A 17279-nucleotide genomic window follows, 5' to 3' on the forward strand; every position below is an offset into this window, starting at 1 on the left:
CGGCACGCGGACTCCGACCATGGCTGGATCCGAGGCCATGCGGGGGCGTCGGATCGGTACAGCCAATGCTGAATTCAGGAACTGCTGTACTCTCGCCGGGTGGAGACGTTGACGTACGGGCAGGTGCTCGCCCGGTTCGGTCATGCACTGTCTGACCCCATCCGGGCACGGTTGCTCCTGGCGCTGCGGGACGCTCCGAGCTATCCGGCCGAGCTGGCGGACCTGCTGGGCACGACACGCCAGAACCTGTCCAACCACCTGGCCTGTCTGCGTGGCTGCGGTCTGGTGGTCGCGGTGCCACAGGGCCGACGGATCCGGTACGAGTTGGCCGACGCGCGACTCGCGCACGCGCTCGGTGACCTGCTGAATCTGGTGCTGACGGTGGACCCGGCGGCGTGCCCGGACGCTGACGGGAAGGGGTGCTGCTGATGTCCGGCTCGTTGCTCCAGAGTCAGCAGGGCAGCCTCGCGGCTCGGCGGGCCGTGCTCGCTCGGCGAGTGCGGCTGCTGGTGGCCGCGACGATCACCTACAACGTGATCGAGGCGGTAGTGGCGATTACCGCCGGTGCCGCCGCCTCGTCTACCGCGCTGATCGGCTTCGGTCTCGATTCGGTCATCGAGGTGTCGTCGGCGGCGGCGGTGGCGTGGCAGTTCGCCGGACGTGACCCCGAAGCGCGGGAGAAGATCGCGCTGCGGATCATCGCGATGTCGTTCTTCGCGCTGGCCGCCTACGTCACCGTCGATTCGGTCCGCGCGCTCGTCGGCAACGGGAAGGCCGAACACTCCACCGTGGGTTTGGTCCTGGCCGCCCTGTCTCTGCTCATCATGCCGGTGCTGTCCTACGCGCAGCGGCGGGCCGGGCGTGAGCTGGGCTCCCGGTCGGCGGTGGCCGACTCCAAGCAAACCCTGCTCTGCACCTACCTGTCGGCGGTGCTGCTCGCCGGCCTGGGTCTCAACAGCCTGTTCGGCTGGTCATGGGCTGATCCACTGGCCGCGCTCGTCATCGCCGCCGTGGCCATCAAGGAAGGGCGAGAGGCATGGCGCGGGGACGCCTGCTGCGCGGTACCTGTCAATGGCCCGAACCCACTCACCGTCCAGGCTGATGGCGCCGACGACTGCGGGTGCAGGCCCGGCTGCTCCTGCTGCACAAGCGAGGCCAAGTGATCTTCCAAGGCAATGCCGAACCGGTGCGCGTCGCCGAGTGGCGCACGGATCGTGGCCATGGGCGTACGCCTGCCCTCTCGCCAGTCTCCGCCGGTAGCGCTGCATGGACAGAGGGCGGCCTACTGATGGTGGTCGCGTTTCCCGGCCCGGTGGCCGTGCCCTAGACTCCGCCGATGCTTGAGGTGTCGGGAGACTTCGAGATCCACATTACTGCTTACGCCTCCCAGGCCGCGCAACTGTCGGCGTTCGCCACCGAACATGGCGTGAAGTTCGTCCACATCGTGCTCGATCGTGGCGCGTACGCCTCTCAACCGATGCTCACCCTGACCGGGCGAGGCACCCTGGCCGAGCAGCACGCCGCGGTGAGTCGATGGCAACACGAACTGCGCGAAGCAGGGATCTACCCGTGCCGGTCGAAGATCGAGGCGGCACCGTGGTGCGTCGGCGTGCCGCAGTCGGATGAGCAGGCGGCAGCCGGGCCGGCTGACCGATACTTCGAGCATCACGTCAAACTGCTGCTGTCCAGCACGGCGGTGGCGGACCTGGTGGCGCTCACCGATCTGGTCGCACCGTACGGAGCGCGGCTGTCACGCAACGCCCGCCGCGAGTTCGCGGACGGCGCGCAGGAGCGGTTCGTCAACCAGCGCTGCCACGGGGTCGGGCTCGTCACGGCCCGGCAGCGACTGGACGAACTCGTCGAGGCGCTCCGGGCCGCGGGTCACGAGCCCACGACAGTGGAGCAGGAGTACGTCGCTTTCGACAGCGACCTCCACCACGATCACGGCTGGCTGGACTCGCCCAGACCGGGCGCGCGTGGCTGGGTAGTGGAGCGCGAGAACAAGATGAGGTCCGCGCCGGCGGGCTCGCCGGACTACCCGCCGACCTACCAGCCGCTACCCGCCAGCCCGACCGTCCGGCAGAGGGCGGCGTTCGACCCCGCCCTCAAGCAGTACCCGAACGCCTACCGCGCCGGCGAGCCTGACTTCCTCGTCGCCGCCACAGGCCGGCAGTGGACCAACGCCCGACGTGCCGCCATGGGTCACATCCTGGCGGCCGTCGCCGCAACAACCTGGGGCCAGCATCTGGTGCTGCGCGGCAGCGTCACCATGGCGGCCTGGGTCGGCGACGCCGCCCGCGAGCCGGGCGACCTCGACTTCGTCGTCACCCCGCACACCATCACCAGCGACAGCACCGACGCCCGGGCGCTGCTCGACGACATCAGGACCGCCATCCGAGCCGCGCCCGGCGCCGGCCTGCAACCAGATCGGATCACCGAGTCCGCCATCTGGACGTACGAACGAGCCGACGGACGCCGCCTGCTCATCCCGTTCAGCACACCGGAGGCACCCGACGGCCACATCCAGATCGACATCGTCTTCGGCGAACGACTTCCCCTTCCGCCAGAGGTGCTGAAACTGCCCGACGTGGACGAGCCGATACTGGCCGCGCCCGCCTCGCTGGCCCTGGCGTGGAAGCTGCTGTGGCTGGCCACCGACATGTACCCGCAGGGCAAGGACCTCTACGACGCGGTCCTGCTCGCCGAACACACCACCGTCGACCAAGCCCTCGTCCGCCAGCTCATGCGACCAGAACTCGGCTCCGAGGCCGACACCTTCACCGCCGAAACCGTCCTGTCCTGGCAGGTCGACTGGACCAACTTCACCGACGAGTACCCCGGCATCCCGGGCAGCGCCGAGCAGTGGACCAGGCGGCTCGCGCTGGCCCTCGACTCCGCCTGGACCTGACCAAGCCCGGACTCCTGTCCATGCCACGGAAGCAGTCCGGGCGACATATGGTCAAGGGGGGCCTGAACCGCCGCAGGCGGCGTTCAGCGTTGGAAGGCCGAACGAACCGAGCCACCGACAATCGCGCACCACGTGTCCACGTCGACCTTCCCATTGGGCACCAGGCCGTGTAGGCGCTGCATGTCCTGGACCGCCTTCATGGTGGTGTGGTCGAATTCGCCGCTCATCGTGACGTCGTCGTACCCCTTGCGACCGAGCAGGTACTGCAGCGCGTTGACGGGAAGACCGCTGGCGTCCTTGCCGAGCGTCGGCACAAGCGCCTCCCAGGTGGCCGCGTCGAAGGTCGCGTCCGGGTCGACCGGAATCCCGTGGTTGGCCTGGAAGTCGGCCACGGCCGCGTTCATGTCGTAGCCGAAGTCGCCGTTCGGGTGCAGCGGGTACCCGAGATCCGCGAGCAGGTACTGCGCGACCTGCACAACCGGGCCGTCCACGAAGCGCCAGATGTCGGGCCACCGGCGTGCGGGGATGGCCGGTTGCTGGGTACCGAGTGCCGCCGCGACGCGCGAGCGCACCATCGGGAACAGCCGGTAGAAGGCGGTGCCCGGGCACTGGGTGGGGTAGAAGTCCCAGTGGCCGAAGATGTCCCATGGCTGCAGCCGGAACTGCTGACACACCGCGACGCACAACCTCACCAGCGCGTCGAGCTGTGCGTCGGGCGGGGTCTCGGTGATGTACGTGCCCTCGTTCTCGATCCCGATCGCGTTCCCGTTCTCGCCCGGGCAGTGTGCGGCGATGACCTGGTGCGCGCCCGTGTCGAGCGTCTCCAGGGTGCGGTGGCGGCCCTCCAGCACGTAGCCGCCGCGGCTGACCGTGAAGTGCTGTCCGGTGTCCGCCCAGCCGTTGCCGTCCATGTGCAGGTTCTGGCAGTCCCGCGCCAGTTGCATCGCGTGGTCGCGCGAGTAGTCCGTGACGTTCGGAAACGCCATGTGGTGGAGGATGATCTTGTTGGTGAGGTTGCCGGTGATCTGAATCGCTCCCCCTGGCGGACGCGCACCCCAGGTGTCGCAATCGATGATCCAGGGGAACATGGCGCTGGGCGCGGCACCAGCCGGTGCCGCCACGAACAGTTCAGTGCCGACGACCGCCGCGATCCCAGTACCCAGACCTGCCTTGAGCAAGGTGCGACGATCGACCTCGTGCCGATGAGTTGACACGCGCTGCCTCCATGAGGGTGGGGAACAACAACGACAACTGCTGTGGGTTGGCGCATGATAGTGACGCACGTCAACATAGACCAAACACGAAGCGAATGTCCGGCCGCTCAGCGCCGGGTGGCCGGGTGAAAGGTCCGATATCGCCCCCGGTGCGCCGATCAGGTCGAGCGAGGGCCGCGGAGGACGGATGGCTCAGCAGGCGGCGGGTACGGTCTCCCGCGCCGCGCGGGCGAGCCTCTCGTCGTGCGGCCGACCCAGCTCACCGGCGAGCTTGATGATCCGGTCGAGCAGCGCCAGCGCCTCGTCGTAGCGGCCCGTCGCGCGGCACGTCTCGGCGTAGGTGTGCAGTACGTCGATCTCCAGCTGTACCTCGGCCAGCGGTTCCAGCAGTTCGAAGGCGCGCTGGTGGTGTTCGAGCGCCTTCTCGGGTGAACCCATGATCCGCAGCGCCACACCGAGATAGTTGTGGCACCACGCCTGGTTGTGTTGGAGATTGTTCCGCTCGGACAGCCGCAACGCCTCATGCAGCGTTCGTAGCGACTCCGCCGGGTCGTGCGATGCCAGTGCGACGCCGAGGGTGACCAGCCCGGTGATCTGGGCGGGCCCGTCGGCCAGGGCGACGGATGCCCGGGCGAGTTCGACGGCCTCGCTGTGCCGCCCGAGGTGAAGTGCCACCCACCCGTCGAAGGCCAGCGCCTGTGATCGCCCGGCCTGGCTTCCGATCTTCTCGAACAGCTCGCGTGCCCGCCGGAACTGCGCCTGTGCCGCTTCGAGTTCGCCGAGATCCCGGCGCACGAAGCCGATGCGCAGCGCCAGACCCGCTCTGAGTCCGTCGTCGTCCGGACCGGACTGCTCGGCCAACTCGTAGGCGGACAGCGCCTCGGCGAGGCGTCCGGCGGCGGCACGGGCGTAGCCGAGGTCCGCGAGCAGCGAAGCCCGCTGCTGGCTCCGGCCGAGACGTGCCGCGGCGGCCGCGGCGGCTTCGAGCAGACGCGCCTGGTCGTCGGTACCGCGGTGCCGGAAGAACCAGACCCGCATGGCCTGCGGCAGTTCGGCCACCACCTCGTCCACGCCGAGCCGCACGGCGGCGTCGAAACAGGCCACCAGGTTGACGTACTCGAGGTCGAACCAGGCCATGGCCTTCGCCGGATCGCCGGGCGAGGGTTCCTTGCGGTACGGCGAGGGCAGTGCCTGGTCGTGGGCGACAGCCTGCGCCAGGTAGTGCCCCAGGACCCGGCGCAGTGCTGCCTCGGCCTGCGGTTCCTCGTCGGCGGCGAGGTCCGCCGCGTACTGCCGGATCAGGTCGTGCATCCGGTACCGCCCGGGCGAGGGCTCCTGGACCAGGTGGGCGTCGACCAGTTCCTCCAGCGCCGCGCCGACCCGGTCGGGTGGCAGGTCGGCGAGCGCGCCCGCCACCGCCGCGTCGAAGTCGGCACCCGGCAGGACGCCCAGCAGCCGGAACATGCGGCGCTGGACCGCGTCGAGCTGTCGGAGCGACATGCTGAACGCCGAGTCGAAGCGGCTGGGGGTGGCACGCAGCCGCTCGGCCAGCACCGCCACCGTCCAGCCGGGGCGGTGGCGGAGCCGTGCGCCCGCCATCCGCAACGCCAGCGGGAGCCCACCGCACTGCCCGAGCACCTGGCTGACCGCTTCCTCGTCGGTGGGCGCGAGCCCGGCCGCCCGGCCGAACAGGCGTGCCGCGTCGGCGTTGGTCAGCGGCTCCAGGGACACCGGCGGCACCCCGTCCAGGCTGACCAGCCGGTGGCGGCTGGTGACCAGGACCGCGGACTTCCCCGCGCCGGGGAGCAGCGGGCGTACCTGATCCGCGTCGACCGCGTTGTCGAGCACGACGAGAACCCGCCGGCGGGACAGCTCCGACCGCCAGAGCGCCGCGCGTTCGGTGGTGCCGGCCGGGGGGTGCGTGACGTCCAACGCGCCCAGTAGCCGGCCCAGCGCGGCGTGCGGCTCCAGCGGTTCCTGGCCCGGGGTGAAGCCGTGCAGGTCGAGGTAGAGCCCGCCGTCCGGATACGCCGTGGCGAGCCGATGGGCCACATGTACGGCGAGGCTGGTCTTACCCACGCCCGCCATGCCGTCGATCGCGACCGTGCCGGCGGTGTTCAGCAGCTCTTCGACCAGCGCGGACTCCGGCTCTCGGCCGGTGAAGTCGAACAGGTCGGCGGGCAGGTCGTTGCGGCGCGGGGCGGGCGCCGCGCCGGCCCTGGATGCCTCGGCCCACACCGCGCGCAGTGGCCGGGGGTCGCGTCCCACGGCCCGGCACAGCGCCACGACGGCCTCCCACGGCGGCACGAGCTGACCGGTCAGGTACCGGGACAGCGAGGAACTGCTCAGACCGGTCTGGCGGGCGAGAGCGCGCAGGCTGAGCCCGCTCAGCTCCTTGATCCGGGCGAGCTGAGCCACCAGTCGCTCCTGGGGGCTGGACACGTGCAACACCGTACCGTCCCGCTCCGCCGGGCCGGATCGACGAAGTGTTTGCGCTGCTCAACCGGCTTCTACGTGTCCCACGGTGTCCCACGGGTCACGCGGGCCCCGGCCCGCCGATGGTCGGATGACTCCTGTCAGAAACACCTGCGACCAAGGAGAAGCGATGTCGACCGAGCGCATGCCGAACCCGGCCGTTCTGATCCCCGAGGCGATGGAGGCCCTGATGGGGGTCAACCGGGCCATCGCGGGCGCCGGAGTGGACGGCAAGCTGCTGGCGCTGACCCACCTGCGGGCGAGCCAGATCAACGGCTGCGGCCCCTGTGTCGCCGGGGGCGTCCACCAGGCCCGCCAGCACGGCGTGACCGCAGACCAGGTGCACGCCGTTGCCGCGTGGCGGGAGACGCCATGGTTCAACGACGAGGAGCGCGCCGCGCTGGCCCTGACCGAGGCCGTGACCCGGCTCGCCGACCGGCCGGACCCGGTGCCGGACCCGGTGTGGGACCTGGCCGCCAAGCACTTCGACCAGAAGGAGCTGGCCGCGCTGCTGCTCAACATCGCGATCACCAACGCCTTCAACCGGCTCAACGCGCCGACCCGTCAGCAGGCGGGCAAATGGTGACATCGCTCCTGATCGTCACCGCCGAGATCGATCACGGCTGAAACGCCCGGCCCCGGGGCAGGGGCCACCGACCGACACCGCACGAAGTCACCCGCCACAGAAAGAGGAACCTGCCATGCCGACCACCACGAAGACCACCGCCGCGAACGCCAAGAAGTACGACGGTTTCACCGAGGAGGAGCGCGACGCGATGAAGGAGCGCGCCAGGGAGCTGAAGTCGAGGGCTCGGCGGGGCGCGAAGGCCGACACGGAGAGCGAGGTGCTCGCGAAGATCGCCGAGATGCCGGAGCCCGACCGGGTGATCGCCGAGCGGTTGCACGCCGTGATCAAGGCCAACGCACCGGTCCTCACGCCCAAGCTGTGGTACGGCATGCCCGCGTACGCCCGCGACGGCAAGGTGGTCTGCCACTTCCAGCCGGCGGCGAAGTTCAAGACGCGGTACGCAACGCTCGGCTTCAGTGACGAGGCGAACCTCGACCAGGGCACCATCTGGCCGACCTCGTACGCCCTGGCCGAACTGACCGTCGACGACGAGGCGAGGATCGGCGCGCTCGTGCGGCAGGCGGTGAGCTGAGGACCGGCCGTACGCCCCCGGAACGGCTCACCGGACCTGCTGAGTGACACGGCGTAGCGGCGAGGTTGCTCAAATGGCCTTTACTTGGCGGCAGGGGTGCATACCGAGGAGGAGCGGTGGCGTTGGTCGCGGTGCGGGATGTCGTACGGGACGTGGTGGCGGAGCTTGCCCCGGAGGAGTTGCCGCTGGTGGACGGGTTGGCGGTGTACGACGACGACTCCGTCGTACGAAGACTGCGCCGAGCCAAGCCGCGACGTGAGCCGCTCGGCTTCGGCTGGGGCGAGGTCGTCGGTCTGTTGACGCCGGTGGTCTGGCTGGTGCTCGACCAGGTGGCGGAGCGGTTCGCGGATGCCGCGGTCGCCGGCACCACCCGCAAGGCCAGGGGGCTGCTACGCCGGTTCCGGCGTGGCAGCCGCCCGCCCGCCACCATCCCGTCGCTGACCGAGGATCAACTCGCCGAGCTCCGCCGAGACCTGCTCGACCAGATGCAGCAGCCGGAGTCGGAGGAATGGACCGCGGAGCAGGTCGTTGACGTGATCATCCGCAGGCTGGCCCGAGGTGCCGATCCGGACCCCGCCGCCAGCCCGGTCGGGCCGAGTCCGGCGAGCTAGCCGATGGAGAGCGCCTCGTCCCGCGTCGACGAGCGCGCGTTGGGAGCGGGCACGACGGCGAGGTTCGCGCTCCTGGTCGCCCTGCTGGTGGCGAGCAGCAGCCTGATGGTGCTCTACGTGGCCATCGCGCTGTCCACGTACGACGGTTTCGGTTGTTCGTTGGCGGCCGGGGTGGCCCCGGACAGCGACCCGGCGGCGGCGGTGATAGCGAAACGCGCGCTCCAGTGGGAGGCGTACTTCGACTGCACCAAGCGCTACGCCGCGCCGCCGCCGTGGTGGGTGCTGGCCGGCTGGTGGGCGATCCTGGCGCTGTTCACGGCCGGACTGTTCTGGGTGTTGCCGGCGTGGAAGGCCCGCCGTGGCCGGGTGGTGCCGCTGGCCGCGATGGACCCCGACGGTGAGATCGCGGCCACGGTGGCCGAGCTGGCCACGGTCGCGGGCCTGGCCCGTCCGCCCCGGGTGGTGGTCGACCCGGCCATGGTGGCATCGACCGGGGCGGTCGTGTTCGGCCGGTCCGGGCGGGCGACGGTGCGCCTGGACGGCGGCCTGGTCGCCAGGCGGGTGACTGATCCGCGCCGGTTCCGGGCGATCCTCCTGCACGAACTCGCCCACATCGCCAACCGGGACGTGACGATCACCTACCTGACCGTGGCCATGTGGCGGGTGTACGCCGTGGTCGCCCTGCCACCCTTTCTGGCCTGGTGCGCCTGGATGTTCCGGGGCGCCTCGGACTCGGTGGTGTGGTCCAGCGAGGCGCCGATCGTCGCTCGCGGCCTGCTGATCACCGGTCTGCTCACCGTACTGGTCTATCTGGCCCGGTTGGACGTGCTGCGCAGCCGGGAAATCTACGCCGACCTCGCCGCCGTGCGCTGGGGCGCCGATCCGGCGGGCTGGTCCGCGGCGAGCCCCCCGCCGGTCACCGGCCGTGGGCGGCGCGCGCTGCGCTGGTTCGTCGAACTGTGGCGGCTGCACCCACGATGGGACACCCGGCGGACCGCGCTGACCGACCCCGCCGTGCTCTTCGGCGTCCGCGCGCTTCCGCTGGTGCTGACCGGCATGACCGCGGCGATCACGCACACCCACGTGATGTACGCCCTGACCCAGTACATCCTGTTGGCCGTATGGGCACAGCACGTGGCGGCGCTGCTCTCGGCCGGTCTGGTCGCGGGCGTGGTGGGCATCGCGCTGTGGCGTGCCGTGGTGTACGCGGCGCTGACCGGCCAGCCGGCTCCGTCCAGCGCGCGAGCGGGTCTGTGGCTCGGGCTCGGCATGGCGGCGGGCGGGGTGGCCGCGGGCCAGGGGACGGTCAACGACTGGCTGCCCGCCAGACCGTGGTTGCTGGTGCTCGTCGTGCTGGCCGGGATGGCGTTCACCTGGTGGCTGACCCGGTGCGCACGGTTGTGGGTGGGCGCCTGGCGCGGACGGTCGCTGCGGCCGGTGGCGCTGTTGAACGTGTTCACCGCGGCCCTGGCACTGTCGCTCTGGTTGCTCTGGTGGCACACCCAGGGTGTCGCGTTCGCGGCAGGGTGGTCGATCGACATCGCCGATGTCCGGAACTACCTGGCGTCCCCGGTGGTGGGCCGAGAGTCGGCCCCACCGTCCGTCTCGTGGCTCGACGTGCTCGTCGTGGCGATCATGACTGTGGCGGGTGTCGTGGCCAACGCGCCGCTGGCCCTGCTGGCGGTTGCCGGCCTGTGGGTCGTGCCGTTGCTGGCGTGGTTGTCACGCCCCGGCGTCGGCCCACCCCGCTGGCTGCGCGACGCGGCGTCCGGCGGCGGCCACGCCCCGCTCGGCCCACCGCTGCCGAGCCTGCGCCGGGTCCTTGTCCCGGTCCTGATCGGCGGCGCGTGCGGTGGCGCCACGGCGGTGGCGGTGTTGGCCTGGCTGCACGCGCGCAAGCAGGTCGAGTCCTCGCCCACCACCTTCCTGGTGGCGACCACGGCCGGGATGATCCTGGTCCTGCTGGTCTCGGCCGCGCTGGCGGCGTACGCCGGTCGGGCGGCGGTGCCGGCGCACCGGCTGCCGGCCGCGCTGATCGGTGCGGGCGGCGCCACCCTGCTCAGCTTCGCCGCCGTCGTCGCGTTGCGCGCCGCCGATGGATGTGTGCCCGCGCTGGCCATCGGCGCCGAATCGTGCTCCTGGAACCTCGCCGTGGCGAAGCAGCTGTTCACCAGCGCCCTCGTTCCCGCCGCCCCGTTCACGGTGCTGGTGGCGGGCGTGGTCGCCCTGCCGGGGGCACGTGCCACGAGGCGGCCCGGATCGACGCGAGCGACCGGACCGGCACGGCCGGGTTCGCCGGCATCGGCGGTGCTCGGCCGGGCCTGCGCGCTGGCCCTGGTCGCGGCCGTGCTGGCGCTGGCCACCGTGGCCGCCGTCCAGCGGTCGCCGCAGGCCTCCCGCATACCCGCACCCGCGGACGTCCAGCGGGTTGCCCGTAACGGGGGAGCCGTCGTGGACGAGGACGCCCCGGTGTCGGCCCTGTCGAGAGCGTTGCAGGTGGAGGCGTGGCGTGACCGTGGCGGTGGCCGGCTGATGGACCGCTTCTACCACCATCGCCGCGACCTGTTCGCGATGGTCACGGCCGAGGTCAACGCCGGGAAGTACATCACCGACCTGGACAGCGTCCGCCCGCTGTGTGTCGACATCGCGGACGATGCCCGCGCCGCGTACCGCTTCTTCCGCGTCCCCGACCCGAAAGCCGAAGAGCTGTGGGAGAGCTTCTACGAGAACGCCGTACTGGGTGGGACGGACTGCCAGCGGTCCCTCGACGCGGACGACGCCGACAGCTTCAACGCCGCCATGCGCCGGCTCGCCACCGCCCAGGACACCAGCCACGCCATCGATGATCGTATCGACGCCTTGATCCGTGCGGGCGGGCTGTGAACCCGACATCGCGTTCTGGCATCGGAACCATTCGTTCCTCAGGTTCGCTGCCAGCGGACTTCGCCGCCGACGACAGTCGTGATGACCTTGGTGCGCAGCACCGCGTCCGGCGACTCCCGGTAGGGATCGGTGTCCACCGCGATGAAGTCGGCGAGTTTGCCGGGCGCGAGAACCCCCTTGCGGTCACCCTCGCCCGCCGCGCAGGCCGCGCCCAGGGTGTGGGCGCTGATCGCCTCGGCCATGCTCAGCCGCTGCTCAGGCTGCCAGCCACCGACGGGGGTGCCGTCGGGGCGGGCGCGGGTCACCGCGGCGTACAGCGCGGCGAAGGGGTCGGGGCTTTCGACGGGGGCGTCGGAGCCGAAGGCCAACGTGACACCGGCGTTCAGCATGCCCCGCCAGGCGTAGGAGGCCAACTCGTGGCCGGCCAGCAGGGAGTCGACCAGATCGATATCGCTGGTGCAGTGCACCGGCTGCATCGAGGCGACGATGCCCAGCCTGGACATCCTGGCCAGGTCGGAGGGCCGCAGGTGCTGCGCGTGCTCGATGCGGTGCCGCAGCCCCGGCGTACGGCCGAGCGCCTCGTAGGCGTCGATGACCAGGTGGTTGGCTCGGTCGCCGATGGCGTGCGTGGCCACCGCGATGCCGGCACCCGCGGCCCTGGCGAACAGCCTGACCAGATCCTCGTACGGCGTGACCGCGATGCCGACGTTGCCCTGTTCGCCGGCGAAGGATTTGCTCATGTGGCAGCTGTGCGAGCCGAGCGCCCCGTCGCTGAAGATCTTCACGGGCCCGGTGCGGAACCAGTCGTCGCCCTGCCCGGTGCGGCGGCCCTCGGCGATGGCCGTATCCAGGTGAACCATGGGGATTGCCTTGTGGACGCGCAGCTTCAGCTCGCCGGCGTCGCGCATGGCCAGGTAGGCGGCCCGGCAGTCCTCGCCGTCGATGTCGTGCACGCTGGTCAGGCCGAGCGCGAGCAATTCCTCCTGGGCGGCGCGCAGCAGACTGCGCAGGTCGGGGGAGACCATGAGGTCGCGCAGCGGGTCCGAGGCCGCCTCGCGGAGGAGGCCGGTCGGCTCCCCGCTCGCGTCCCTGACGATCTCGCCGCCCACCGGGTCGGGAGTGCTCGCGTCGATGCCGGCCAGCCGCAGGGCCGCGGAGTTGGCCCATACGGTGTGGCCGTCCACGCTGGGCAACACGACCGGCAGTTCGGGGCAGACGGAGTCCAGCGCGTACCTGTCCGGCCGCGCGGGCGGATCCCAGGTGTTGCTGTTCCACCGGCCGCCGAACAGCCAGGCGCCCGGCCGCAGCCGCGCTGCGTGCTCGGCCACCATGGCGAGGGCCTCGTCCAGGCTGCGCGCGTCCCGAAGGTCGACGGCGCCCAGGCTCTGCGCGTACTGCGCGGTGTGGATGTGGGCGTCGTAGAGCCCGGGGAGCACCGCGGCACCCTCCAGGTCGATCAGCTCCGCTCCCCTGCCCGCGGCCGCGCGTACCTCCGCCTCCCTGCCGACGGCCAGGAGGCGGTCGCCGTCCACGGCCATGGCCTCGGCCAGCGGGTTGCCGCCGTCTCCCGTGTGGATGGCGGCGTTGCGGTACACGCGAATACTCATGTGACTCTCACCGTTCTCGAGGGGCGGCGATCCATCACAGTAGGAGCCCGGGACAGAAGATGGAAGCGTCGCGTCGCAAATGCCGATCATGAACGTTCGGCCGTCGGGTGGGCGGCGCCGCGTCCCCGGCCGGCTGCCGGGAACGTATGCGACGGGCCGCTGAGGTCCGGGCAGGTCGCCATCGGTACGGTCAGCACGCCGACGACGGTGAGTGGGTGCTCTACAATCGACGCTGCTCCGACGAGGGGCTGGGAAATCGACAGTCTCCACAGGATCCGGGCTACCCGGAGGAGGCGCATGGAGAGCGAGACTCTGGGTGGGGACGGTGTCCTGGACCCGGATGGCGCCATGGAGCAGATGCGGGCCTGGAAGGGGCGCATCGACAAGCTCGCCGCCGACACGAAGGTGATGAGTGATCGCCTGCAGGACCTACGGGTCACGGTCGCGGACGACAGCGGGCTGGCCGAGGTCACGGTCGACTCCACCGGCGCGCTGTTGGACCTGCGCCTGGGCCGGCAGATTCAACGGGTCTCGCCCGAGGTGGTGGCCCAGGCGGTCATGACCGCGATCCGGCGGGCGAAGGGGCAACTGGCCGAGCGGTCGCGGCAGATCATCGCGGATACCGTCGGTACCGAGTCGGCGGCCGCGCGGGCGATCGCCGAGCGGGTGGACAGGCAACTGCGCCCCGATCCGGAACCCGGGTCGGGCGAGCCCGGCTCGTACGACGGCCACGGCTGGCGAGGATGAGCGGCGCAGCCGGCTGGACAGCCGACCCCGAGCAGATCCGCGCGCACGCCGCGGCCATCGAGGCGTTGCGCTCCCGGTTCGAGGCGGTCCGCGGCGCGAGCACCCACATCGCGCAGGACGACCAGGCGTACGGGCTGCTCTGCGGTTGGATCTCGGCGATTCTGGAGGACCGGCACGTCCGCCAGGACGAGCTGGTCGCGTACGTCGACGAGAACCTGCGGTTGGTCGCGGACGGTCTGCGCCGCACCGCCGACAACTACGGCGGCGTCGACAGTGACGTGGCTGGCTCGATGAGCACGATCAGCAGGCGGTTGAGCGCGTGACCGACGAGTCGCTGGTCGCGGACGTCCGGTCCACCCGTGAGGTGTGGACCGGCTCGTCGCTGGCCGACGGGGTCGAGGGCCTGGTCGACGCGATCCGCAGTGAGGGCTGGGTGGACGACCTGCTCGCCGGGGCGTCCCTCGGGCTGGATGTGGCCGCGACGGTGCTGGACCCGTTCAGCGCGTTGCTGGCCAACGGCCTCGGTTGGGCGATGGAATACTTCGAGCCGCTGCGGGAGATGCTCGACTGGCTGACCGGCATGCCCGACGTGGTCGCGTCGCACGCGGCGACCTGGGACAACATGGCCGGCCATCTGCAGCGGATGGCGGCCGACCTGCAGGCGCACCTGTCCGGGGACCTGCCGGACTGGCGGGGTCACGCCGCCGAGGCGTACCAGTCGCTGATGAAGAACAACGTCGACGCGGTCGCGGGCCTGGGGGGCGCGGCCGCGGCGATGGCGGCCGCCACCCAGGCTGCGGGGAACCTGGTCTCCTTCACCCGCGACATCGTCCGTGACCTCATCGCGGACCTGGTCGCCCGAGTGATCGTCTGGGCGGTCGAGGCGATCTTCGTGGTCACCATCCCGGTGATCGCCGCGCAGATCACCGCCGCGGTGCTGAAGTGGGCGGGCCGCATCCTGAGCTACACCACCGCGCTCGTCACCAGCCTGACCAACCTGTCCAAGCTCATCAACGGCTGAGCGGGGGGATCGTGGCGAAACCCAAAGGACCGCACGGCCGCCCCGGCGACGGCGACGGCGGTGACGGCGGCGACAACAGCGGTGTGCCGCGGCAACGGGGTGGCGGCTCGCACGGCAGACCCACCACCGTCGCCGAGACCCACCGGGCCGTCACCGAGGCCGCGGAGGGCGGCCGGCCCGGCGGACCGCGCTCCCAGGACGGCAAGCCCGCCGGTTCGGAGAGCGACGGCCCGAAGAACGACCCCGAGCTGGGCAAGCACGACCCACAGACCCTGGAGGAGATCGCCAAGGCCCGCCAGCAGATCGCCGGCAAGCTCCAGGACATGGCCGACGACGCGTGGGACCACGTCGACCAGAACCGGGACTCGATTCTTCAGCAGGAGGGCTACCAGCGGCAGCGGGAGAAGCTCCTGGAGAAGGGCTACCCCGAGGATGTGGCGGACCTGATCGTGGAACGTACGGCGCTGGGCACCGAGTCCCACCGTCACCTCGCCAACGCGATCGACGCCGAGGGGAACACCATCCTCGACCCGGAGACAGGCTTCCGGCTACGCGCCGAGGTCGGCTACGACGCCCAGGGTGTCGAGACGCCGAGGATCAAGGACCAGGACTTCCGGCCGGACGTCATCCTCGAGCGGCAGTACAAGGACTCCGTCACCGACGAGCTCGACTGGGAGGTCGCGCATGCCTACGACCTCAAGACCGGCCTGAAGACCGGCATCGAGCCGAGCTGGGCCAACAAGGTGCAGCGAACGCTCGACCTGCCCAACCTGCCGGAGGAGCTACGGCCGACGCAGCGACCGCTGAGCGTAGACTGACCCGGGCCCGGGCACCGACCTGCGAAAGGTACGTATGTCCTCTGCTGACAAGGCACGGCGGTGGCGGCAGATCCTGTCCGAGCTGCGGCCCGAGCTGCCGGGAGAGTGGTTCCTCCGCGGCACCGGGCTCGGCAGCGTGCTGGCACGCGAGCCACTGGGCTGGTCCCTGGCCTGGATCGGATACTCCGGCTCGCCAACCCGGCCCGTGGGCTGGGTTTCCGCCGGCGTGCAGCCGCTCGTGGCACCCTTCGTCAGCTGGGTCATGACCTATGGCGTCCGGATGGACGAGGTTCGATCGGGGCCGTCGACCATCGACCTGCTGTCCGACGCGGCGGCCGGTCAGACACGGCAGTTCGTGCTCGATGCCGGCCTGGAGAAGATCGACGGTTGGCCTCCCGCGCGCCTCGCCGACGTGGCCGAGCGGGACTTCGCCCAAGATCCGCGCCGGCGCCGCACGCACTGGCACCAGCTACCGGGTTGGCGGGTGGTCAACGGCACGGCGTCGCCCGTCGAGCCCGCGACACAGCTCGCCGAGCTGTGTCACGACCGAGCCCGCGAGACCTCCGGCAAGGGGGCCCGGCAACTGGTGGAGCAGGCCACGTTCTACGAGCGGCTCACCCAGGAATGGCACGAGGGAGAACGCGAGGCGGCTCTCCGGTTCCTGGCCGAGCAACGGGATCAGGCACTGGCCGCCCAGAAGCTCGACAAAACGCTCACCCCGTAGGCCGCCGCACCGGATGCGCTCCCGTCGACCTGGCCCGCTCAGTGACCGTGGTCCAACCGCTCCACCACCGGCGCCAACGCCTCGGGCACCCGTACCTGCACGGCCCCGGCGGATTCTCCCGCCACGACGCGTACCGGGTGGAACTCGCCGCCGTGCCACCAGAAGAGCTGGTCGGTGCAGGGATCGGCGGCTGCCGTGAACATGGAGTTGGCCAGGCGGTGCAGGGCCACGGCGCTGTCCTGCACGCGGCCGACCACGCGGTGCAGCATCACCGCGCTGTACTGCGGCGCCGCGATCAGCGCGCCGTTGTCGGCCCCGTCGGGCAGGAACCGCTTGACGGACATGAGGGCGGTCGTGACGAACGGGTTGCCGTCCGAGGCGAGCAGGCGAACCGATCCACCGGTGGGCAGCTCATGATCCCGTACGTCGAGGGAGACCAGTTCGCGCTCCACGGTCTGGCGTACGGCGAGGCGAACCAGCTCTTCGGGATCACGGCCCAGCCGCGCCGCCTGGGCGAGGGTCAGCAGGTCCAGACGCTCGGGCCGGTTCACCACCACCACCGCGGTGAACTGCGCACCGAACGGCATCGCCAGGTAGTCGTCGGCCTCGGTGGCCGCAGCCGCCGGGACGAGCCGCAGCCGGAGCTGCTCCACATCGGCCGGCCCGAGTTCGGCGGAGACGTGGTCCGGCAACTCCCGGCGAACCGCCGAGACCCAGTCGGCCACCAGCTCGGGCCACGTCTGGCGGGGCTGATCCTGGCAGCGACGCAGCAGCGGGACCAGGGACACCCGGGCCCGACCGCCCGGCACGGCGACGATGACCTCATCGCTGTCCGCCGCGACGCGCGCTCCCGGGAGGCGAACCGGCAACGCGTCCTCGACCAGAGCGCGGACGTTGCCCATCGGGTCTAGGTTCTGCGACGACGCCACGCTGCATTCATACCATCGGCCTGGGACGACAGCGACTCCCGCCAGCAGCAGTCGGCGTCCTGGCCCAGCCCGGCATGCCGCCCTCGGCGGACGCGGCCACCTCGGCGAGCCGTACGGGATAATCCGATCCGGGGGGATTGGACGTTAACTGCCCGCCTTCTCCGGCGGCAGCGGCCTGTTGC

At 71.0% G+C, this 17279-nt stretch carries 16 protein-coding genes; 12 read left to right on the plus strand and 4 right to left on the minus strand.

From position 1 onward, the window contains the following. The first annotated feature begins 99 nt into the window (after positions 1-99). The 3 genes from GA0070604_RS11310 (at position 100) to GA0070604_RS11320 (ending at position 2908) form a co-directional block, all read left to right on the plus strand. Entirely contained in the window at positions 100-429 is a 330-nt protein-coding gene (locus tag GA0070604_RS11310) for an ArsR/SmtB family transcription factor (RefSeq protein WP_091117909.1), read from the plus strand. Further along, positions 429-1163, plus strand: coding sequence for a cation efflux transmembrane domain-containing protein (locus GA0070604_RS11315; RefSeq protein ID WP_091127033.1), 735 nt, complete (start codon positions 429-431; stop codon positions 1161-1163). Before GA0070604_RS11310 ends, GA0070604_RS11315 begins: the two co-directional genes overlap by 1 nt. Before the next feature lie 173 nt (positions 1164-1336). Next, positions 1337-2908, plus strand: coding sequence for a nucleotidyl transferase AbiEii/AbiGii toxin family protein (locus GA0070604_RS11320; protein ID WP_091117910.1), 1572 nt, complete (start codon positions 1337-1339; stop codon positions 2906-2908). Between the two features lie 83 nt (positions 2909-2991). Here the strand turns inward: GA0070604_RS11320 and GA0070604_RS11325 are convergent, their stop codons facing one another. Together GA0070604_RS11325 and GA0070604_RS11330 are read right to left on the minus strand one after the other, a co-directional pair. Further along, on the minus strand, positions 2992-4122 hold the full coding sequence (locus GA0070604_RS11325; RefSeq protein WP_091117911.1) for a peptidoglycan recognition protein family protein: 1131 nt from the start codon (positions 4120-4122) through the stop codon (positions 2992-2994). Between the two features lie 192 nt (positions 4123-4314). Further along, a complete protein-coding gene (locus GA0070604_RS11330; RefSeq protein ID WP_244161845.1) occupies positions 4315-6564 on the minus strand; it encodes an ATP-binding protein in 2250 nt (749 codons plus the stop codon). A 163-nt stretch (positions 6565-6727) separates the two neighbouring features. Here GA0070604_RS11330 and GA0070604_RS11335 point away from each other — a divergent pair, with 163 nt between their 5' ends. From GA0070604_RS11335 to GA0070604_RS11350, 4 genes are all read left to right on the plus strand, one after another. After that, positions 6728-7183 (plus strand): carboxymuconolactone decarboxylase family protein, encoded by a 456-nt coding sequence (locus GA0070604_RS11335; protein WP_091117913.1) that lies wholly within the window; start codon positions 6728-6730, stop codon positions 7181-7183. A 115-nt stretch (positions 7184-7298) separates the two neighbouring features. Further along, the gene (locus GA0070604_RS11340; RefSeq protein ID WP_091117914.1) at positions 7299-7757 is read left to right on the plus strand and encodes an iron chaperone; all 459 of its coding nucleotides are present in this window, start codon (positions 7299-7301) and stop codon (positions 7755-7757) included. 116 nt (positions 7758-7873) lie between these two features. Further along, complete coding sequence (locus GA0070604_RS11345) at positions 7874-8368, plus strand: hypothetical protein (protein WP_091117915.1); 495 nt, start codon at positions 7874-7876, stop codon at positions 8366-8368. 3 nt (positions 8369-8371) lie between these two features. Beyond that, a complete protein-coding gene (locus GA0070604_RS11350; protein ID WP_091117916.1) occupies positions 8372-11251 on the plus strand; it encodes a M48 family metallopeptidase in 2880 nt (959 codons plus the stop codon). A 38-nt stretch (positions 11252-11289) separates the two neighbouring features. Here the strand turns inward: GA0070604_RS11350 and GA0070604_RS11355 are convergent, their stop codons facing one another. Continuing rightward, entirely contained in the window at positions 11290-12858 is a 1569-nt protein-coding gene (locus GA0070604_RS11355) for an amidohydrolase (protein WP_091117917.1), read from the minus strand. A gap of 297 nt (positions 12859-13155) precedes the next feature. Between GA0070604_RS11355 and GA0070604_RS11360 the strand changes: the two genes are divergently transcribed. From GA0070604_RS11360 to GA0070604_RS11380, 5 genes are read left to right on the plus strand one after another with little or no spacing between them, the layout of a single operon-like run. After that, positions 13156-13605, plus strand: a complete 450-nt coding sequence (locus GA0070604_RS11360) for a YbaB/EbfC family nucleoid-associated protein (RefSeq protein ID WP_208602020.1) — start codon at positions 13156-13158, stop codon at positions 13603-13605. After that, positions 13602-13928, plus strand: coding sequence for a hypothetical protein (locus GA0070604_RS11365; RefSeq protein ID WP_091117918.1), 327 nt, complete (start codon positions 13602-13604; stop codon positions 13926-13928). The genes GA0070604_RS11360 and GA0070604_RS11365 overlap by 4 nt, the downstream gene beginning before the upstream one ends. After that, positions 13925-14626: a WXG100 family type VII secretion target gene (locus tag GA0070604_RS11370; protein ID WP_091117919.1), complete on the plus strand. Its 702-nt coding sequence runs from the start codon at positions 13925-13927 to the stop codon at positions 14624-14626. The genes GA0070604_RS11365 and GA0070604_RS11370 overlap by 4 nt, the downstream gene beginning before the upstream one ends. Positions 14627-14637: 11 nt before the next feature. After that, positions 14638-15444 carry a hypothetical protein gene (locus GA0070604_RS11375; RefSeq protein WP_091117920.1) on the plus strand — a complete coding sequence of 269 codons (807 nt, stop codon included), beginning with the start codon at positions 14638-14640 and terminating at the stop codon, positions 15442-15444. 34 nt (positions 15445-15478) lie between these two features. Then, on the plus strand, positions 15479-16168 hold the full coding sequence (locus tag GA0070604_RS11380; protein ID WP_091117921.1) for a hypothetical protein: 690 nt from the start codon (positions 15479-15481) through the stop codon (positions 16166-16168). A 38-nt stretch (positions 16169-16206) separates the two neighbouring features. Here the strand turns inward: GA0070604_RS11380 and GA0070604_RS11385 are convergent, their stop codons facing one another. Then, positions 16207-17070: a hypothetical protein gene (locus GA0070604_RS11385; RefSeq protein ID WP_091117922.1), complete on the minus strand. Its 864-nt coding sequence runs from the start codon at positions 17068-17070 to the stop codon at positions 16207-16209. Between the last annotated feature and the right edge of the window lie 209 nt (positions 17071-17279).

The sequence above is a fragment of the Micromonospora eburnea genome (genome assembly GCF_900090225.1).
Classification (GTDB): Bacteria; Actinomycetota; Actinomycetes; order Mycobacteriales; family Micromonosporaceae; genus Micromonospora; species Micromonospora eburnea.

Bases quoted from the DNA above. Each gene is read 5' to 3' on its own strand.
- GA0070604_RS11315 (WP_091127033.1), top strand. From the start codon at position 429: ATGTCCGGCTCGTTGCTCCAGAGTCAGCAGGGCAGCCTCGCGGCTCGG.
- GA0070604_RS11360 (WP_208602020.1), top strand. From the start codon at position 13,156: ATGGAGAGCGAGACTCTGGGTGGGGACGGTGTCCTGGACCCGGATGGC.
- GA0070604_RS11355 (WP_091117917.1), bottom strand. From the start codon at position 12,858: ATGAGTATTCGCGTGTACCGCAACGCCGCCATCCACACGGGAGACGGC.
- GA0070604_RS11320 (WP_091117910.1), top strand. From the start codon at position 1,337: ATGCTTGAGGTGTCGGGAGACTTCGAGATCCACATTACTGCTTACGCC.
- GA0070604_RS11385 (WP_091117922.1), bottom strand. From the start codon at position 17,070: ATGGGCAACGTCCGCGCTCTGGTCGAGGACGCGTTGCCGGTTCGCCTC.
- GA0070604_RS11350 (WP_091117916.1), top strand. From the start codon at position 8,372: ATGGAGAGCGCCTCGTCCCGCGTCGACGAGCGCGCGTTGGGAGCGGGC.
- GA0070604_RS11365 (WP_091117918.1), top strand. From the start codon at position 13,602: ATGAGCGGCGCAGCCGGCTGGACAGCCGACCCCGAGCAGATCCGCGCG.
- GA0070604_RS11380 (WP_091117921.1), top strand. From the start codon at position 15,479: ATGTCCTCTGCTGACAAGGCACGGCGGTGGCGGCAGATCCTGTCCGAG.
- GA0070604_RS11335 (WP_091117913.1), top strand. From the start codon at position 6,728: ATGTCGACCGAGCGCATGCCGAACCCGGCCGTTCTGATCCCCGAGGCG.
- GA0070604_RS11340 (WP_091117914.1), top strand. From the start codon at position 7,299: ATGCCGACCACCACGAAGACCACCGCCGCGAACGCCAAGAAGTACGAC.